This is a genomic window from Pseudomonas soli, from assembly GCF_021283165.2.
GTDB lineage: Bacteria > Pseudomonadota > Gammaproteobacteria > Pseudomonadales > Pseudomonadaceae > Aquipseudomonas > Aquipseudomonas soli.
Genome location: NZ_CP128543.1, coordinates 3,852,896 through 3,868,688, shown reverse-complemented (window position 1 = coordinate 3,868,688; position 15,793 = coordinate 3,852,896). Strand labels below are relative to the sequence as shown.

Below are 15,793 nucleotides of genomic sequence, written 5' to 3'. Positions count from 1 at the left end.
GCAAGATTCATGGTCATACCGCGGCCACTACCACGGCACCGAGTACCAGTACGGCACCGACGGCGATCGAAGCGGTGTACCAGCGCAACTGGCCGGTCTCGGTCTTGCTCATGGCAACGTGACCGCCGCGAGCCAGGCGAGGAATAAGGCCGATGCTGCGGTCAACCGGATCCTTGCGCAGGATGTGGCTGATCAGCAGGTAAGGTTTGACGAAGAGCTTGTCGTAGATCCAGTCGAAGCCCCAGGCGGCGAACCACCAGGCCGACAGGACGCGACCGATACCACTGTTGGCGATCGCGGTGACCAGGCGACGCTTGCCCAGGAACAGCAGGGCCGACAGCAGGATACCGGCGATGGCGATGGCGCCCGAGGCGATTTCCAGCGAGTGCTTGGCTTCGCCACCGGCGTGACCGGCGCTTTCAGGCAGCACGCCTGCCAGTGGCGGGTGGATCCAGGCGCCGACGAAGGTCGACAGCACGATCAGCACGCCCAGCGGCAGCCAGTGGCTGATGCCGTGGCCGGCGTGGGCTTCGGTCTTGGCTTCGCCGTGGAAGGCGATGAAGATCAGGCGGAAGGTGTACAGCGAGGTCATGAACGCGCCGACCAGGCCGGCGTACAGCAGGCCGCTGTTGCCGCTGGCGAAGGCTTCCCAGAGGATCTCGTCCTTGGAGTAGAAGCCCACGGTCAGGATCGGCAGGGCGGCCAGGGCGGCGCCACCGACCACGAAGCTGGCATAGGCCAGCGGCAGCTTCTTCCAAAGGCCGCCCATCTTGAAGATGTTCTGCTCATGGTGGCAGGCAACGATCACCGCACCCGAGGCAAGGAACAGCAGGGCCTTGAAGAAGGCGTGGGTCATCAGGTGGAAGATCGCCGCGTCCCAGGCGCCGACGCCCAGGGCCAGGAACATGTAGCCGATCTGGCTCATGGTCGAGTAGGCGAGGATACGCTTGATGTCGGTCTGTACCAGCGCAGCGAAACCGGCCAGCACCAGGGTCACGCCACCGACAACACCTACCAGGTGCAGGACATCCGGCGCCAGCAGGAACAGGCCGTTGGTACGGGCGATCAGGTACACGCCCGCGGTCACCATGGTGGCGGCGTGGATCAGTGCCGAAACCGGGGTCGGGCCGGCCATCGCGTCGGCCAGCCAGGTCTGCAGCGGCAGCTGGGCCGATTTACCGACCGCGCCACCCAGCAGCATCAGAGTGGCCAGGACCATCCAGGTGTCACCGGCCTGGAACTTCTGCGGTGCCAGTACCAGCAGTTCCTGCACGTTCAGCGTGCCCAGCTGGACGAACAGGATGAACAGGCCGATGGCCATGAACACGTCGCCGATACGGGTGACGATGAACGCTTTGAGCGCCGCGTTACCGTTGTTGCGGTTGCTGTAGTAGAAACCGATCAACAGGTACGAGCACAGGCCCACGCCTTCCCAGCCGAAGTAGATGAACAGCAGGTTGTCGCCCAGCACCAGGAACAGCATGCTGGCGATGAACAGGTTGGTGTACGAGAAGAAGCGCGAATAGCCGGCTTCGCCACGCATGTACCAGGAAGCGAACAGGTGGATCAGGAAGCCGACGCCGGTGACCACGCCCAGCATGGTGACCGACAGGCCATCCACGTACAGGGTGAAGTTCGGCGCGAAGCCGTCCACCGACATCCACTGCCACAGCAGCTGGCTGTACGCACCGCCCTCAGGCGGGGCGACGTTGAACTGCCAGATCACGTAGGCAGCGGTGGCCGCCGACAGACCGACCGAGCCGACGCCGATCAGCGCCGACAGGTTCTCCGAGAACCGCCCGCGCGAGAACGACAGCAGCAGGAAGCCGATCAGGGGGAATACGAACGTCAGGAAGATAAGGTTCATCCGCGCATCTCACTGGCAGCATCGATGTCGAGAGTGTGGAAGCGGCGATACAGCTGCAGCAGGATCGCCAGGCCAATGCTGGCCTCGGCGGCTGCCAGGCTGATCACCAGAATGAACATCACCTGGCCGTCGGGCTGGACCCAACGGGCACCGGCGACGATGAACGCCAGGGCAGCGGCGTTCATCATGACTTCCAGGCTCATGAGCACGAAGAGAATGTTGCGGCGGACCATCAGGCCAACCAGACCTAAGCAGAACAGGATGCCGGCGACCGCCAGACCATGCTCGAGAGGGATAGCACCCATGATTTACTCCTTCGCCTCGTTGCGGCCCAGGTGGAAGGCGGTGACGGCTGCCGCGAGCAGCAGCATCGAGGCCAGTTCGACCACCAGCAGGTAAGGGCCGAACAGGCTGATGCCGACCTCTTTGGCGCTGACGGTGGTACCGCTGATGGCAGCGCCCGACGGGGTGACGAACAGCACGTAGAGCAGCTCCAGCAGCAGCAGGGCGGCGAGGATCACCGGCCCCGCCCAGATGCCCGGCTTGAGCCAGCCACGCTCCTGGGCGACCGAGGCCGGCCCGAGGTTGAGCATCATCACCACGAAGACGAACAGCACCATGATGGCGCCGGCGTAGGCGATCACTTCCAGGGCACCGGCGAAGGGCGCACCGAGGGAGAAGAAGATCATCGCCACGGAGATCAGCGAAATGATCAGGTAGAGCAGGGCGTGCACCGGGTTGGTGCCGGTCACCACGCGCAGCGTGGAGACAACGGCGACACCGGATGCGAAGTAGAAAGCGAATTCCATCTTTCTGTCCTTATGGGAGCAAGCTCTTCACGTTGATCGGCTCGGCTTCGTTCTGTGCAGCGCCTTTCGGCTTGCCAGCGATTGCCATGCCCGCAACACGGTAGAAGTTGTAGTCAGGGTTCTTGCCGGGGCCGGAGATCAGCAGATCTTCTTTCTCGTACACCAGATCCTGACGCTTGAACTCGGCCATTTCGAAATCCGGAGTCAGCTGGATCGCGGTGGTCGGGCACGCCTCTTCACACAGCCCGCAGAAGATGCAGCGCGAGAAGTTGATGCGGAAGAACTCGGGGTACCAACGGCCGTCCTCTGTCTCGGCCTTCTGCAGCGAGATGCAGCCGACCGGGCAGGCCACCGCGCAGAGGTTGCACGCCACGCAGCGCTCCTCGCCATCGGGGTCGCGGGTGAGGACGATGCGGCCTCGGTAGCGCGGCGGCAGGTACACGGGTTCTTCGGGGTATTGCAGGGTGTCGCGCTTGCGGAACCCGTGGGAGAACACCATTGCCAGGCTGCGCAGCTGGGTGCCGGTGCCCTTAACGATGTCGCCGATATACTTGAACATGGGTCAAATCCTCACTGGGCCGCGACGGCTGGCGTGTTGTAGAGCACGATCGCAGCGGTCACCAGCAAATTGATCAGGGTCAGCGGCAGGCAGAACTTCCAGCTGAAGTCCATCACCTGGTCATAGCGTGGGCGCGGGATCGAGGCGCGCAGCAGGATGAACAGCATGATGAAGAACGCGGTCTTCAGGGCGAACCACAGGAACGGTACCTGCGGCAGCAGGCCGAACGGGCCGTGCCAGCCACCGAAGAACAGGGTCACCAGCAGCGCCGAGATGAGGATGATGCCGATGTACTCACCGACGAAGAACATGCCCCATTTCATGCCGGCGTATTCGATGTGGTAGCCGTCGGCCAGTTCCTGTTCCGCTTCCGGCTGGTCGAACGGGTGACGGTGGGTCACGGCGACGCCAGCGATGAAGAAGGTGCAGAAGCCGAAGAACTGCGGAATGATGAACCACAGGTTCTGGGCCTGGTAGTCAACGATGTCGCGCATGTTGAACGAACCCACCTGCACCACCACGCCCATCAGCGCCAAGCCCAGGAACACTTCGTACGATACGGTCTGCGCGGAAGCTCGCAGGCTGCCGAGCAGGGCGTACTTGTTGTTCGACGACCAGCCGGCGAACAGCACGGCGTAGACCGACAGGCCGGCCATGGCGAAGAAGAACAGCAGGCCGATGTTCAGGTCGGCCACGCCCCAGCCCGGGGTGATCGGGATGATCGAGAAGGCGATCAGCAGCGCGCTCATGGCGACCACGGGGGCCAGGGTGAAGATCACCTTGTCGACAAAGGGCGGGTTCCAGTCTTCTTTGAAGAACATCTTCAGCATGTCGGCGGCGATCTGGAACATGCCGAACGGGCCGACCCGGTTCGGGCCGTAGCGGTCCTGCCACCAGCCCAGCAGGCGACGCTCGACGAAGCTGAGCAGCGCGCCGCAGACCACCACGGCCAGCAGCACCACGATTGCCTTGACGACCTGAATGATCACGTCGATCACTTCGGGGGTGAACCAGCTCATTGTGCTGCCTCCTGCAGGCCTTCGACGGCTGCACCGAAGATGGCGGGCGGAATGCCGGCCAGGCCTTTGGGCAACGCAACCAGGCCAGCGCCCAGTTCTTCATTGATACGCAGCGGCAGGCGCAGCGACACACCGGCCACGTTCAGGCTCAGCATCGCGCCGTCGTTGACGCCCAGGCGGTCGGCTTCGGACTTGGCCAAGGCGACGTAGGCGGCCGGGATGCGCTCCTGCACCGGAGCGGCGCGCGAGGAGGACTCTTCGCTGCCGAACAGGTGGAAGAACGGAACCGCGGTCCAGGTGCCGCGAGCCGGGTTGAACGCGCCAGGGATGGCGGTGAACCAGCCCAGGCGGTCGCCTTGGGTCTCGATCAGGCGTACGCCTGGGTCACCGGCACGCAGATGGCCACCCACCTCGTCCTGGAACTTGTTCCAGGCTTGCGGCGAGTTCCAGCCCGGCGACCAGGCGAACGGAACCTGCTGACGCGGTTCGGCCGAACCCGAGTAGCCTTCCATGGAGAAGGCGAACGCGGTGTCCTTGTCCTGCGGGGTACGCGGCTCGTGCACGCTGATGTTGGCGCGCATGGCGGTACGACCCGAGTAGCGCAGCGGCTCGCGGGCCAGCTTCATGCCCTTGATGCGGAACGCGGCGGAAGGTGCTGCGTTGACGATGCCGGCCAGTTGCGGTGCGGCTTCGGCGCAGGCGCTGGTGACGTGGTCCAGCTGGGTCCAGTCCACCGGCTTGTTCAGCAGGGTCGCGCGCAGGGCGTGCATCCAGCGCCAGCCTTCGTGGATCTGGATGCTGCTGTCCAGGTATTGCGGGTCGAACACCTGGAAGAAGCGCTGGGCACGGCCTTCCTGGCTGACCAGGGTGCCATCGCCTTCGGCGAACGAAGCCGCCGGCAGCACCAGGTGGGCACGGTCAACGGTCGGGGTTTTCGAGTGATCGGCGACGATCACCACCTTGGCCGCAGCCAGCGCGGCGTCGACCTTGGCGGCCGGTACGCGGGCGTACAGGTCGTTTTCCAGCACGACGATGGCGTCGGCCTTGCCGCTGATCACGGCGTCCAGCGCCGCGTCGACGGACTCACCGCCCATCATCGCCAGACCGAGGCTGTTGGCCTCAGGCACGACCAGGCTCAGCGAACCGTTCTTCTCGCGCAGCTTGAGGGCCTTGGCGATGTTGGCGGCGGCTTCGATCAGCGCAGGGTCGGCCAGCGAAGTACCGGCGACGACCAGTGGGCGCTGGGCAGCGACCAGGGCGTCGGCGATGCGCTGGGCCAGGGCCTTGGCTTCGTCGTCCAGGCCGGCAACGGCAGGCGCGCTCGGGTCGATGGCATGGGCCACGGCGAAACCGATACGGGCGAGGTCGGCGGGAGCGGCGTGTACACACTCTTCGGCAACGTCATCCAGCTTGGTTTCAGCCAAGGATGCGATGAACAGCGGGTACAGCGCGTGCTGGCCGATGTTCTTCACCGCGGCGTCCAGCCAAGGCTGCACGCGCATGGCGTCGGCCATGGCCTCGGCCTTGCCCTTGGTGGCCTGGCGCACGGCCAGGGCGACACGGGCGGCGGTCTGGGTCAGGTCTTCGCCGAGCACGAACACGGCGTCGTGGTCTTCGATGTCGCGCAGGGTCGGCACCGGCAGCGGGCTGTTGTTCAGCACGTCCAGCGCCAGGCGTACGCGGGCCAGCTCACCAGCCTCCATGCCCGAGTAGAAGTACTCGGCACCGACCAGCTCGCGCAGGCCGTAGTTGCTCTCGAGGCTGGCGCGTGGCGAGCCGATGCCGACGATGGTGCGACCGCGCAGCAGGTCGGCGGCCTTGTCCAGGGCGGCGTCGAGGGACAGCTTGCTGCCATCGGCCAGGTGTGGCTGGCGCGGACGGTCCTTGCGGTTGACGTAGCCATAGCCGAAGCGGCCACGGTCGCACAGGAAGTACTGGTTCACCGAGCCGTTGAAGCGGTTCTCGATGCGGCGCAGTTCGCCGTAGCGTTCGCCGGGGCTGATGTTGCAACCGCTGGAGCAGCCATGGCAGATGCTCGGGGCAAACTGCATGTCCCACTTGCGGTTGTAGCGCTCGGAGTGGGTCTTGTCGGTGAACACACCGGTCGGGCAGACCTCGGTGAGGTTGCCGGAGAACTCGCTTTCCAGCACGCCGTCTTCGACGCGACCGAAGTACACGTTGTCGTGGGCGCCGTATACGCCCAGGTCGGTGCCGCCGGCGTAGTCCTTGTAGTAGCGCACGCAGCGGTAGCAGGCGATGCAGCGGTTCATCTCGTGGGCGATGAACGGGCCGAGGTCCTGGTTCTGGTGGGTACGCTTGGTGAAACGGTAGCGGCGCTCGTTGTGGCCGGTCATTACCGTCATGTCCTGCAGGTGGCAGTGACCGCCTTCCTCGCACACCGGGCAGTCGTGCGGGTGGTTGGTCATCAGCCATTCGACGACGCTGGCGCGGAACGCCTTGGACTCCTCATCGTCGATGGAGATCCAGGTGCCGTCGGAGGCAGGGGTCATGCAGGACATGACGATACGACCACGGGTGTCGTTCTCGTCGGTGTACTGCTTGACCGCGCACTGCCGGCAGGCGCCGACGCTACCGAGCGCCGGGTGCCAGCAGAAATAGGGGATGTCGAGGCCGAGTGACAGACATGCCTGTAACAGGTTGTCCGCACCGTTGACTTCGAGCGCTTTGCCGTCTACGTGGATAGTGGCCATTGTTCAAAGTTCTTCGTTGGCCCGCGTGAGCGGGCGTGGCTAATGGAAATCGGTGAGCTTGCGGCCGGCCTCGAGTCGTTCGGGCCGGCCAGCAGGCTGGCGGATGGCACGGACCATCCGCTGTTTCATCTTGTTATGCGCCGACCACGATCGGCTTCGCCAGGTTCGGGCGCAGGGTGCCAGCGCTTTCTGGCGCCACACCGGCCTCGAACTCCGAGCGGAAGTATTTGATGGCACTGCCCAATGGCTCGACGGCACCTGGTGCATGAGCACAGAAGGTACGGCCTGGGCCGAGGAAGTTGACCAGCCCCAGTAGCGTCTCGATGTCTTCGGCGCGGCCTTGGCCGTTCTCCAGTGCGCGCAGCATCTTCACGCTCCACGGCAGGCCGTCACGGCAAGGGGTGCACCAGCCGCACGACTCGCGGGCGAAGAACTCTTCCATGTTGCGCAGCAGCGACACCATGTTGACGCTGTCGTCGACCGCCATGGCCAGGCCGGTACCCATACGGGTGCCGACCTTGGCGATGCCACCGGCATACATCTGCGCATCGAGGTGCTCGGGCAGCAGGAAGCCGGTACCGGCGCCGCCAGGCTGCCAGCACTTGAGCTTGAAGCCGTCGCGCATGCCGCCAGCGTAGTCTTCGAACAGCTCGCGGGCGGTGACGCCGAATGGCAGCTCCCACAGGCCCGGGTTCTTCACCTTGCCGGAGAAGCCCATCAGCTTGGTGCCGTGGTCTTCACTGCCTTCGCGGGCCAGCGACTTGTACCAGTCGTTGCCGTTGGCGACGATGGCCGGCACGTTGCACAGGGTCTCGACATTGTTAACGCAGGTCGGCTTGCCCCACACGCCGACGGCGGCAGGGAAGGGCGGCTTGGAGCGCGGGTTGGCGCGACGGCCTTCGAGGGAGTTGATCAACGCGGTCTCTTCACCGCAGATGTAACGCCCGGCACCGGTGTGCACGAATAGCTCGAAGTCGAAACCGGAACCCAGGATGTTCTTGCCCAGCAGGCCGGCGGCCTTGGCTTCATCGATGGCGCGGTTGAGGTTCTTCGCCGCGGTGGTGTATTCGCCACGCAGGAAGATGTAACCACGGTAGGCCTTAAGGGCGCGGGCGCTGATCAGCATGCCCTCGACCAGCAGATGGGGCTGTTGCTCCATCAGCATGCGGTCCTTCCAGGTGTTGGGCTCCATTTCATCCGCGTTGCACAGCAGGTAGCGGATGTTCATGGATTCGTCTTTGGGCATCAGGCCCCACTTCACGCCAGTGGGGAAGCCCGCGCCGCCCCGGCCCTTGAGGCCGGAGTCCTTGACGCTCTGCACGATGTCGTCGGCGGACATGTCGGCCAGCGCCTTGCGCGCGGCGGCATAGCCGTTCTTGGACTCGTACTCGGTCAGCCAGACCGGCTCGCCGTCGTCGCGCAGGCGCCAGGTCAGCGGGTGGGTTTCGGCGCTGCGCGCAATGCGGTTGGCCGGGCCGAAGGAAGTGATGGTCATACGTAACCCTCCAGCAGCTTGGAGACGCCGGCAGGTTGCACGTCGCCAAAGGTGTCGTCGTCGATCATCAGCGCCGGGGCCTTGTCGCAGTTGCCCAGGCAGCACACCGGCAGCAGGGTGAAGCGCCCGTCCGCGGTGGTCTGGCCGAGGCCGATGCCCAGCTCGCTCTGGATCTGGCTGACCACCGATTCATGGCCGCCGATGTAGCAGACCATGCTGTCGCATACGCGGATGATGTGGCGGCCGACCGGCTGGCGGAAGATCTGGCTGTAGAAGGTGGCCACACCCTCGACGTCGCTGGCGGGGATGCCCAGCACTTCGCCGATGGCGTAGATGGCGCCGTCCGGCACCCAGCCGCGCTCTTTCTGCACGATCTTCAGGGCTTCGATGGACGCCGCGCGCGGGTCCTCGTAGTGATGCATCTCGTGCTCGATGGCCGAGCGCTCGGTTTCGCTCAGGGCGAAACGGTCGGTTTGGATAAGCGTGCTGTTCATGCTTAGCGGTCCACGTCAGCCATAACGAAGTCGATACTGCCCAGGTACGCGATCAGGTCCGCAACCATGCTGCCTTTGATCACCGAAGGGATCTGCTGCAGGTGCGGATAGCTCGGGGTACGGATCCGGGTGCGGTAGCTCATGGTGCCGCCATCGCTCGTCAGGTAGTAACTGTTGATGCCCTTGGTCGCCTCGATCATCTGGAACGACTCGTTGGCCGGCATGACCGGGCCCCACGAGACTTGCAGGAAGTGGGTGATCAAGGTCTCGATGTGCTGCAGGGTGCGCTCTTTCGGCGGCGGCGTGGTCAGCGGGTGGTCCGCCTTGTACGGTCCTTCCGGCATGTTGCGCAGGCACTGGTCGATGATGCGGATACTCTGGCGCATCTCCTCGACACGGACCATGCAGCGGTCATAGGCATCGCCGTTGTGGGCCAGCGGTACTTCGAATTCGAAGTTCTCGTAGCCGGAGTAGGGGCGGGCTTTACGCAGGTCGAAGTCGCAACCGGTGGAGCGCAGGCCGGCACCGGTGGTGCCCCAGGCCAGGGCTTCCTTGGTGTTGTACGCGGCAACGCCGATGGTACGGCCCTTGAGGATGCTGTTCTGCAGGGCGGCCTTGGTGTATTCGTCGAGGCGCTTGGGCAGCCATTCGACGAAGTCCTTGACCAGCTTGTCCCAGCCGCGCGGCAGGTCGTGGGCGACGCCACCGATGCGGTACCAGGCCGGGTGCAGGCGGAAACCGGTGATCGCCTCGATCACGGTGTAGGCGCGTTGGCGGTCGGTGAAGGTGAAGAACACCGGGGTCATGGCGCCGACGTCCTGGATATAGGTGCCCAGGAACAGCAGGTGGCTGGTGATGCGGAAGAATTCGGCGAGCATGATGCGGATCACGTCGACCTTCTGCGGCACCTGGATGCCGGCCAGCTTCTCTACCGCCAGTACGTACGGCAGGTTGTTCATCACCCCGCCGAGGTAGTCGATACGGTCGGTGTAGGGGATGAAGCTGTGCCACGACTGACGTTCGGCCATCTTCTCGGCACCACGGTGGTGGTAGCCGATATCCGGCACGCAATCGACGATCTCTTCGCCGTCCAGCTGCAGGACGATACGGAAGGCACCGTGGGCCGAAGGGTGGTTGGGGCCGAGGTTGAGGAACATGTAGTCCTCGTTGGCGCCCGAACGCTTCATGCCCCAGGCTTCCGGGTTGAAACGTGCCGATTCCTCTTCAAGCTGCTGCTTGGCCAGGGTCAGGCTGTAGGGGTCGAATTCGGTAGCGCGGGCCGGGTAGTCCTTGCGCAGCGGGTGACCTTCCCAGGTCGGCGGCATCATGATGCGGCTCAGGTGCGGGTGGCCGGCGAAGTCGATGCCGAACATGTCCCAGACTTCACGCTCGTACCAGTTGGCGTTGGGCCAGATACCGGTGACGGTCGGCAAGTTGAGGTCGCCTTCGCTCAGCGACACCTTGATCATCACGTCGCTGTTACGCTCGACCGACAGCAGGTGGTAGAACACGCTGAAGTCGGCGGCCGGCAGGCCGCGGCGCTGGGTGCGCAGGCGCTCGTCGACGCCGTGCAGGTCGTACAGCATGCTGTACGGCTTGGCGACGTTGCGCAGGAAGGAAAGTACTTCTTTGAGCTGGGCACGCTTTACCCACAGTACCGGCATGCCGGTGCGGGTTTCCTGGGCGACGAAAGCGTCGGCGCCGAATCGGTTGTGCAGTTCGACGACCACATCCTGGTCGTCAGCCTTGTAAGGCGGAATATAAATAGCGTTGTCCGCTGTCATGGTCTCGGTCGCTTTGGGTCAACGTTAAGAATGAAGCCAGGCCGCCGGCTCCTGGGGGAGCGGGCGGCAGGTCGCTGGATCAGACTTCGTCGGGGCTGCGCAGGTTGGTTACCGCGATACGCTGTTCGCGACGCAGGTCTTTCTGGGCGGGCATCTCGGCACGGTAGATGCCTTGATCGCCAACAACCCAGGAAAGCGGGCGTCGCTCCTGGCCGATCGATTCCTGCAGCAGCATCAAGCCTTGCAGGAACGCCTCGGGGCGCGGCGGGCAGCCAGGCACGTACACGTCCACGGGGAGGAACTTGTCGACCCCCTGAACGACCGAGTAGATGTCGTACATGCCGCCGGAGTTGGCGCACGAACCCATGGAGATGACCCACTTGGGCTCGAGCATCTGCTCGTACAGGCGCTGGATGATCGGCGCCATCTTCACGAAGCAGGTACCGGCGATGACCATGAAGTCGGCCTGACGCGGCGAGGCCCGGATGACTTCGGCGCCGAAGCGGGCGATGTCGTGGGGTGCCGTGAAGGCCGTGGTCATTTCCACGTAGCAGCAGGAAAGGCCGAAGTTGTACGGCCAGAGGGAGTTCTTGCGACCCCAGTTGACCGCGCCACGCAGCACATCCTCGAGTTTCCCCATGTAGATGTTCTTGTGGACCTGGTCTTCCAGCAGTTGATCGGTGACGGTTTCCCGCTCACCGACCGGATACTGCTCGTTAGGTGCGTCCGGATCGATTCTGGTGAGATTGTATTGCATGCCAAAGCCTCATTGTTTCAGCTTCGCTTGCCGCTTGCGGCGACCTTCGGGAGCCCAATCGAGCGCCCCGACGCGCCATAGGTAGACAAGACCTGCCAACAGAATTGCTATGAAAACGAGTGCTTCGACGAATCCGGTCCAGCCGCTTTCGCGGACGGACACAGACCATGCATACAGGAAGAGGGCTTCGATATCGAAGATCACGAACAGCATCGCGACCAGATAGAATTTGGCGGACAGGCGCAGGCGGGCACTGCCAACGGGCAGCATGCCGGATTCGAAGGGTTCGTTCTTGGCGCGACCCCAGGCCTTGCTACCGAGCAGGCTGGACAGGCCGAGCATGAAGGCACACAGGCCGACGACACCCAGGAGGAAGATGGCAAAGCCCCAGTTGTGGGCGATGAGTCCTGCCGAATCGGACATGCTAGAAATCCTTATACAGAGACCCAGCTCTGCAGTCTGAAATAAGTAGAGCGGCGACGTGGTGTCGCAGACGCAGTGACCAAATGTCGCAGCTGAATCAATCGCGCTGATTTTATGGGTAAACCCAGTGCAAGTAAAATTTCCGTTGCAAATTTATTCGTAGGTTTAAGAACAAAAATCTTTCGTAACTGGCTGAAAGCCTTGAGTTTCGGGCATTGCACGCGGATTTGTTAATTATGTTTCTTACCCCGCGTAATGACTGACTAGTTGCGTAATGATAATTAATATCATTTGATATGGGCTGTATTGTTTTAGCTGTTCTGGGCCTTGCAAAGTTCATCAGCCGATCTGCCCACTTGCAAATGCGAAAAACTCTCGTTCTAGCAGCTTCCGATGCTGCGGGTACCGCTCTGGATCAATACTTTGTCGTTTGCGCCGCGGCTGACCGACGCGGCAATGAGCCACTGGCCGAGCCAGTAGGACAGGATGATCAGGTACTCGGCAGCGGCGAACGGGCTGACGAAGCGGTCGATGCCGATCAGGCTGTCGGAGAACACGAAGGCGCAGGCACCCATTGCGGCGACACCGCCACACGCCAGGGCGCGCCAGAGCATGCAGCAGATCGCAAGGGCATACAGCGCCACCGGGATCAGCAGTGGGCCCAGGCCGTGGCTGGCGAGCAGGCCGAACAGCGAGGCGCCCACCAGCAGTGCGAAGGCCAGTGAGGGGTAGGCCGGGCGTTGGGTCAGGCTGCAGTAACCGCGAAGGTACGCCAGGTGGGCGCAAAGGAACGCGGCCAGGCCGAACACGAACAGGTCGCGGGGGATGGCCAGGAGGATGTCGCCGAGTACCGAGAAGGCCAGGCCGATCATGATCCAGCGACGGTAGGGCGTGGTGGGCGTACTGCCCAGCCAGGCGATCAGGCTCAGGACCGGGATGGGTTTGCTCAGGAGGCCGAGCAGGGCGTTGTCGCTGGCCAGTGCGTATATATAGAGGGCAGCGGCTGCGACGGCGATCAGGATCAGGTGGCTTGGACGAGGCATGGGCGGTCCTTGCGGCTGGGTAGCCACAAGCATAGACCTGATCTGCGGTATTGCCTGTGCCCCGCAAAAGGGTCGGTACAGGCAATAAGAAAGGCCCAGGACTTTCACAAGCCCCGGGCCTTCCTGTTCAGCAGTTCACCAGACTCAGTGGAACTGCTCTTCCTCTGTCGAACCAGTCAGTGCGGTAACCGACGAAGCGCCACCCTGGATCACGGTGGTCATGTCATCGAAGTAGCCGGTGCCGACTTCCTGCTGGTGCGCCACGAAGGTGTAGCCTTTGCTGGCGTCAGCGAATTCCTGCTCCTGCAGCTTCACGTAGGCGGTCATGTCGTTGCGGGCGTAGTCGTGCGCCAGGTTGAACATGCCGTGCCACATGTTGTGGATGCCGGCCAGGGTGATGAACTGGTGCTTGTAGCCCATGGCCGACAGCTCCCGCTGGAACTTGGCGATGGTGGCGTCGTCCAGGTTCTTCTTCCAGTTGAAGGAAGGCGAGCAGTTGTAAGACAGCAGTTGGTCCGGGTATTCCTTCTTGATTGCTTCGGCGAAGCGACGGGCTTCGTCCAGGTCCGGCTTGGCGGTTTCGCACCAGATCAGGTCGGCATACGGCGCGTAGGCCAGGCCGCGGGAGATGGCCTGATCGAGGCCGGCGCGGACTTTGTAGAAGCCTTCACGGGTACGGTCGCCGATCACGAACGGCTGGTCGTACGGATCGCAGTCGCTGGTCAGCAGGTCGGCGGCGTTGGCGTCGGTACGGGCCAGGATGATGGTCGGCACACCGGCAACGTCGGCGGCCAGACGGGCAGCCACGAGCTTCTGTACGGCTTCCTGGGTCGGGACCAGTACCTTGCCGCCCATGTGGCCGCATTTTTTCACCGAGGCCAGCTGGTCTTCGAAGTGCACGCCGGCGGCGCCCGCTTCGATCATGTTCTTCATCAGCTCGTAGGCATTCAGCACGCCGCCGAAACCGGCTTCTGCGTCGGCCACGATCGGTGCGAAGTAGTCGATGTAGCCCTCGTCACCTGGGTTCTTGCCGGCTTTCCACTGGATCTGGTCTGCGCGGCGGAAAGAGTTGTTGATGCGCTTGACTACGGTCGGCACCGAGTCGACCGGGTACAGCGATTGGTCGGGGTACATCGACTCGGCCGAGTTGTTGTCGGCGGCAACCTGCCAGCCGGACAGGTAGATGGCCTGGATGCCAGCCTTGACCTGTTGCACAGCCTGGCCGCCGGTCAGGGCGCCCATGCAGTTGACGAAATCTTTTTCAGGGCGGAAGGACGGGTGGGCACCTTGGGTGACCAGCTTCCACAGTTTTTCCGCGCCCTGGCGAGCCAGGGTGTGCTCCGGCTGCAGGGAGCCACGCAGGCGAACGACATCGGCGGCGGTGTAGGTACGGGTCACGCCTTTCCAGCGCGGGTTCTCGGCCCAGTCTTTCTCGAGGGCTGCAATTTGCTGTTCGCGTGTCAGTGCCATGGAAATAAACCTCGTCGCATCGATCTTGAGTGTAATTGTGCTGATGCTCGGATACGCGGGTCAGAGGGCCAGGCTGTGCTGTCCGGGGGAGTGCGGCGGCGAACGGGGAAGTGCGAAGGGGAAGGGTGGGCAGGCCAGGCGAAGGTGTGCCCTGCAGGTTGGCTCGTGGATGCCTTGCTGCGGTGCGACGCGATTGCCAGAACTGCGGTGATGCGCTTCCGTCCCTCGGGACAACTTCTTCGTTGCAGTCGCAATCCCGTCGAACCGCCTTGTGGGCCGTATGGACACGAGGTGCCTCCACGGTGGGAGGAGCGCACCTCGAAGACCCTTGCCAGGGCCTCTGATTAGCGGGAGCGAGGCCATCATGCCCTTGGCGAAAAGAGCCTGTCAAACATTTTGTAGTGCTTTTTTATGCTTACTACATCTTTGGTCTAATGCGACTTGGCGGTCAGTTTCAAGGCCCTTGGTCGAGGCCTTGAATTACCTGGGGTCAGTCGAGAAGGTCGACTTTGACCCGCAAAGTCATGTTTTCACCGCGCTGGGTGCTGTAAGTGAGGCTTGACGCGCTACGCTCGGACTGGCTCTGCTGGTTGAACCCGGCCAGGGTGATCCACTCGCCGAGCTTGCCGGTAACGGTCGTGTCGGTGCTCTGCACTTTCACTACATCGGCACGTTCCTGGCTCATTCGATCGTTATTGGTGCTGATTTGCAGGCGAACCGTATCGCCGCTAAGGCGTGGCGTGACGTAGAAACCCTGGGTCACGTTGCGGTATTCGGTGTTGTTCTGGATACGCCCGTAACCATCGGTGGAGCTACTGGTGACAGGGATGCTATGGCCCACCTGGATCAGTGCCGGCTGGCCGTCGCTGGCCTGCACCTGCTGCATGCCGCCTTCGCGGTTGGCTGTGCCGTAGCGGATCACGCGGGCGTTGCCGCGGTTGTCCTGGAAGTTGCTGTCGTTGTTGTCGACGCTGATCAGAAGGCGTTTGGGCGCGGTATCGAGCTGTTGCAGCAGGGCGCGCAGGTCGTCGATGCGTTCCTGGCTGGCGTTGACGATCAGCTTGTCCTCGAAGGTGCTGACGCTGCCGTCCTTGCCAAGGAAGGACTGGGCGGCGGGCAGCAGTTCGGCGCTGCTGCGATGTTGCAGGGCAATGACCTCGGTGGCGGCCTGGGCCGTAAGGCTGGCGGCCAGCAGCAGCGAGGCGAGGAGGGGGCGTAGCGGCATGTCCATGATCTCCGCGGGTGGAATGGACATGATGGCAAATTTGTCGGCATCTTGCTGGTCGTGGATCACAGCGGCATGCACAGGTCGGCTTTTCAGTGGTTGCAGTCAGGTAAATTCCGTAACATCGCGGCCCTCGA

The 15,793-nt window shown here is 63.2% G+C and carries 14 protein-coding genes; all 14 read right to left on the bottom strand.

Going from position 1 to position 15,793, the window contains the following annotated elements:
- Positions 1-13: 13 nt before the first annotated feature.
- The 14 genes from nuoL to LU688_RS17820 all read right to left on the bottom strand — a co-directional run bounded on the left by nuoL (position 14) and on the right by LU688_RS17820 (position 15,686).
- A complete protein-coding gene (gene nuoL, locus LU688_RS17885) occupies positions 14-1,867 on the bottom strand; it encodes an NADH-quinone oxidoreductase subunit L (protein ID WP_023631350.1) in 1,854 nt (617 codons plus the stop codon).
- Complete coding sequence (nuoK, locus tag LU688_RS17880) at positions 1,864-2,172, bottom strand: NADH-quinone oxidoreductase subunit NuoK (RefSeq protein WP_023631349.1); 309 nt, start codon at positions 2,170-2,172, stop codon at positions 1,864-1,866. The genes nuoL and nuoK overlap by 4 nt, the downstream gene beginning before the upstream one ends.
- A gap of 3 nt (positions 2,173-2,175) precedes the next feature.
- Positions 2,176-2,676, bottom strand: a complete 501-nt coding sequence (gene nuoJ / locus LU688_RS17875; RefSeq protein ID WP_023631348.1) for an NADH-quinone oxidoreductase subunit J — start codon at positions 2,674-2,676, stop codon at positions 2,176-2,178.
- A gap of 10 nt (positions 2,677-2,686) precedes the next feature.
- Positions 2,687-3,235: an NADH-quinone oxidoreductase subunit NuoI gene (gene nuoI, locus LU688_RS17870; protein ID WP_016488223.1), complete on the bottom strand. Its 549-nt coding sequence runs from the start codon at positions 3,233-3,235 to the stop codon at positions 2,687-2,689.
- Positions 3,236-3,246: 11 nt separating this feature from the next.
- Positions 3,247-4,254, bottom strand: coding sequence for an NADH-quinone oxidoreductase subunit NuoH (gene nuoH / locus LU688_RS17865; protein WP_023631347.1), 1,008 nt, complete (start codon positions 4,252-4,254; stop codon positions 3,247-3,249).
- Positions 4,251-6,965, bottom strand: coding sequence for an NADH-quinone oxidoreductase subunit NuoG (gene nuoG / locus LU688_RS17860; protein WP_038706424.1), 2,715 nt, complete (start codon positions 6,963-6,965; stop codon positions 4,251-4,253). Before nuoG ends, nuoH begins: the two co-directional genes overlap by 4 nt.
- 133 nt (positions 6,966-7,098) lie before the next feature.
- Positions 7,099-8,460, bottom strand: a complete 1,362-nt coding sequence (nuoF, locus tag LU688_RS17855) for an NADH-quinone oxidoreductase subunit NuoF (protein ID WP_094011338.1) — start codon at positions 8,458-8,460, stop codon at positions 7,099-7,101.
- Positions 8,457-8,954: an NADH-quinone oxidoreductase subunit NuoE gene (nuoE, locus tag LU688_RS17850; protein WP_012313767.1), complete on the bottom strand. Its 498-nt coding sequence runs from the start codon at positions 8,952-8,954 to the stop codon at positions 8,457-8,459. The genes nuoF and nuoE overlap by 4 nt, the downstream gene beginning before the upstream one ends.
- 2 nt (positions 8,955-8,956) lie before the next feature.
- A complete protein-coding gene (nuoC, locus tag LU688_RS17845; RefSeq protein ID WP_094011339.1) occupies positions 8,957-10,738 on the bottom strand; it encodes an NADH-quinone oxidoreductase subunit C/D in 1,782 nt (593 codons plus the stop codon).
- Positions 10,739-10,817: 79 nt separating this feature from the next.
- Positions 10,818-11,495, bottom strand: a complete 678-nt coding sequence (locus LU688_RS17840) for a NuoB/complex I 20 kDa subunit family protein (protein ID WP_008096180.1) — start codon at positions 11,493-11,495, stop codon at positions 10,818-10,820.
- 9 nt (positions 11,496-11,504) lie between these two features.
- On the bottom strand, positions 11,505-11,918 hold the full coding sequence (locus LU688_RS17835) for an NADH-quinone oxidoreductase subunit A (RefSeq protein WP_011534614.1): 414 nt from the start codon (positions 11,916-11,918) through the stop codon (positions 11,505-11,507).
- Between the two features lie 380 nt (positions 11,919-12,298).
- The gene (locus tag LU688_RS17830; protein WP_038706423.1) at positions 12,299-12,961 is read right to left on the bottom strand and encodes a lysoplasmalogenase; all 663 of its coding nucleotides are present in this window, start codon (positions 12,959-12,961) and stop codon (positions 12,299-12,301) included.
- Between the two features lie 144 nt (positions 12,962-13,105).
- Entirely contained in the window at positions 13,106-14,431 is a 1,326-nt protein-coding gene (gene aceA / locus LU688_RS17825; protein ID WP_023630475.1) for an isocitrate lyase, read from the bottom strand.
- Between the two features lie 490 nt (positions 14,432-14,921).
- On the bottom strand, positions 14,922-15,686 hold the full coding sequence (locus tag LU688_RS17820; protein WP_177182911.1) for a secretin GspD/PilQ domain-containing protein: 765 nt from the start codon (positions 15,684-15,686) through the stop codon (positions 14,922-14,924).
- Positions 15,687-15,793 lie beyond the last annotated feature (107 nt).

Excerpts from the sequence above, each read along its gene's own strand:
- nuoL (WP_023631350.1), bottom strand. The coding sequence starts at position 1,867 with ATGAACCTTATCTTCCTGACGTTCGTATTCCCCCTGATCGGCTTCCTG.
- nuoK (WP_023631349.1), bottom strand. The coding sequence starts at position 2,172 with ATGGGTGCTATCCCTCTCGAGCATGGTCTGGCGGTCGCCGGCATCCTG.
- nuoJ (WP_023631348.1), bottom strand. The coding sequence starts at position 2,676 with ATGGAATTCGCTTTCTACTTCGCATCCGGTGTCGCCGTTGTCTCCACG.
- nuoI (WP_016488223.1), bottom strand. The coding sequence starts at position 3,235 with ATGTTCAAGTATATCGGCGACATCGTTAAGGGCACCGGCACCCAGCTG.
- nuoH (WP_023631347.1), bottom strand. The coding sequence starts at position 4,254 with ATGAGCTGGTTCACCCCCGAAGTGATCGACGTGATCATTCAGGTCGTC.
- nuoG (WP_038706424.1), bottom strand. The coding sequence starts at position 6,965 with ATGGCCACTATCCACGTAGACGGCAAAGCGCTCGAAGTCAACGGTGCG.
- nuoF (WP_094011338.1), bottom strand. The coding sequence starts at position 8,460 with ATGACCATCACTTCCTTCGGCCCGGCCAACCGCATTGCGCGCAGCGCC.
- nuoE (WP_012313767.1), bottom strand. The coding sequence starts at position 8,954 with ATGAACAGCACGCTTATCCAAACCGACCGTTTCGCCCTGAGCGAAACC.
- nuoC (WP_094011339.1), bottom strand. The coding sequence starts at position 10,738 with ATGACAGCGGACAACGCTATTTATATTCCGCCTTACAAGGCTGACGAC.
- LU688_RS17840 (WP_008096180.1), bottom strand. The coding sequence starts at position 11,495 with ATGCAATACAATCTCACCAGAATCGATCCGGACGCACCTAACGAGCAG.
- LU688_RS17835 (WP_011534614.1), bottom strand. The coding sequence starts at position 11,918 with ATGTCCGATTCGGCAGGACTCATCGCCCACAACTGGGGCTTTGCCATC.
- LU688_RS17830 (WP_038706423.1), bottom strand. The coding sequence starts at position 12,961 with ATGCCTCGTCCAAGCCACCTGATCCTGATCGCCGTCGCAGCCGCTGCC.
- aceA (WP_023630475.1), bottom strand. The coding sequence starts at position 14,431 with ATGGCACTGACACGCGAACAGCAAATTGCAGCCCTCGAGAAAGACTGG.
- LU688_RS17820 (WP_177182911.1), bottom strand. The coding sequence starts at position 15,686 with ATGTCCATTCCACCCGCGGAGATCATGGACATGCCGCTACGCCCCCTC.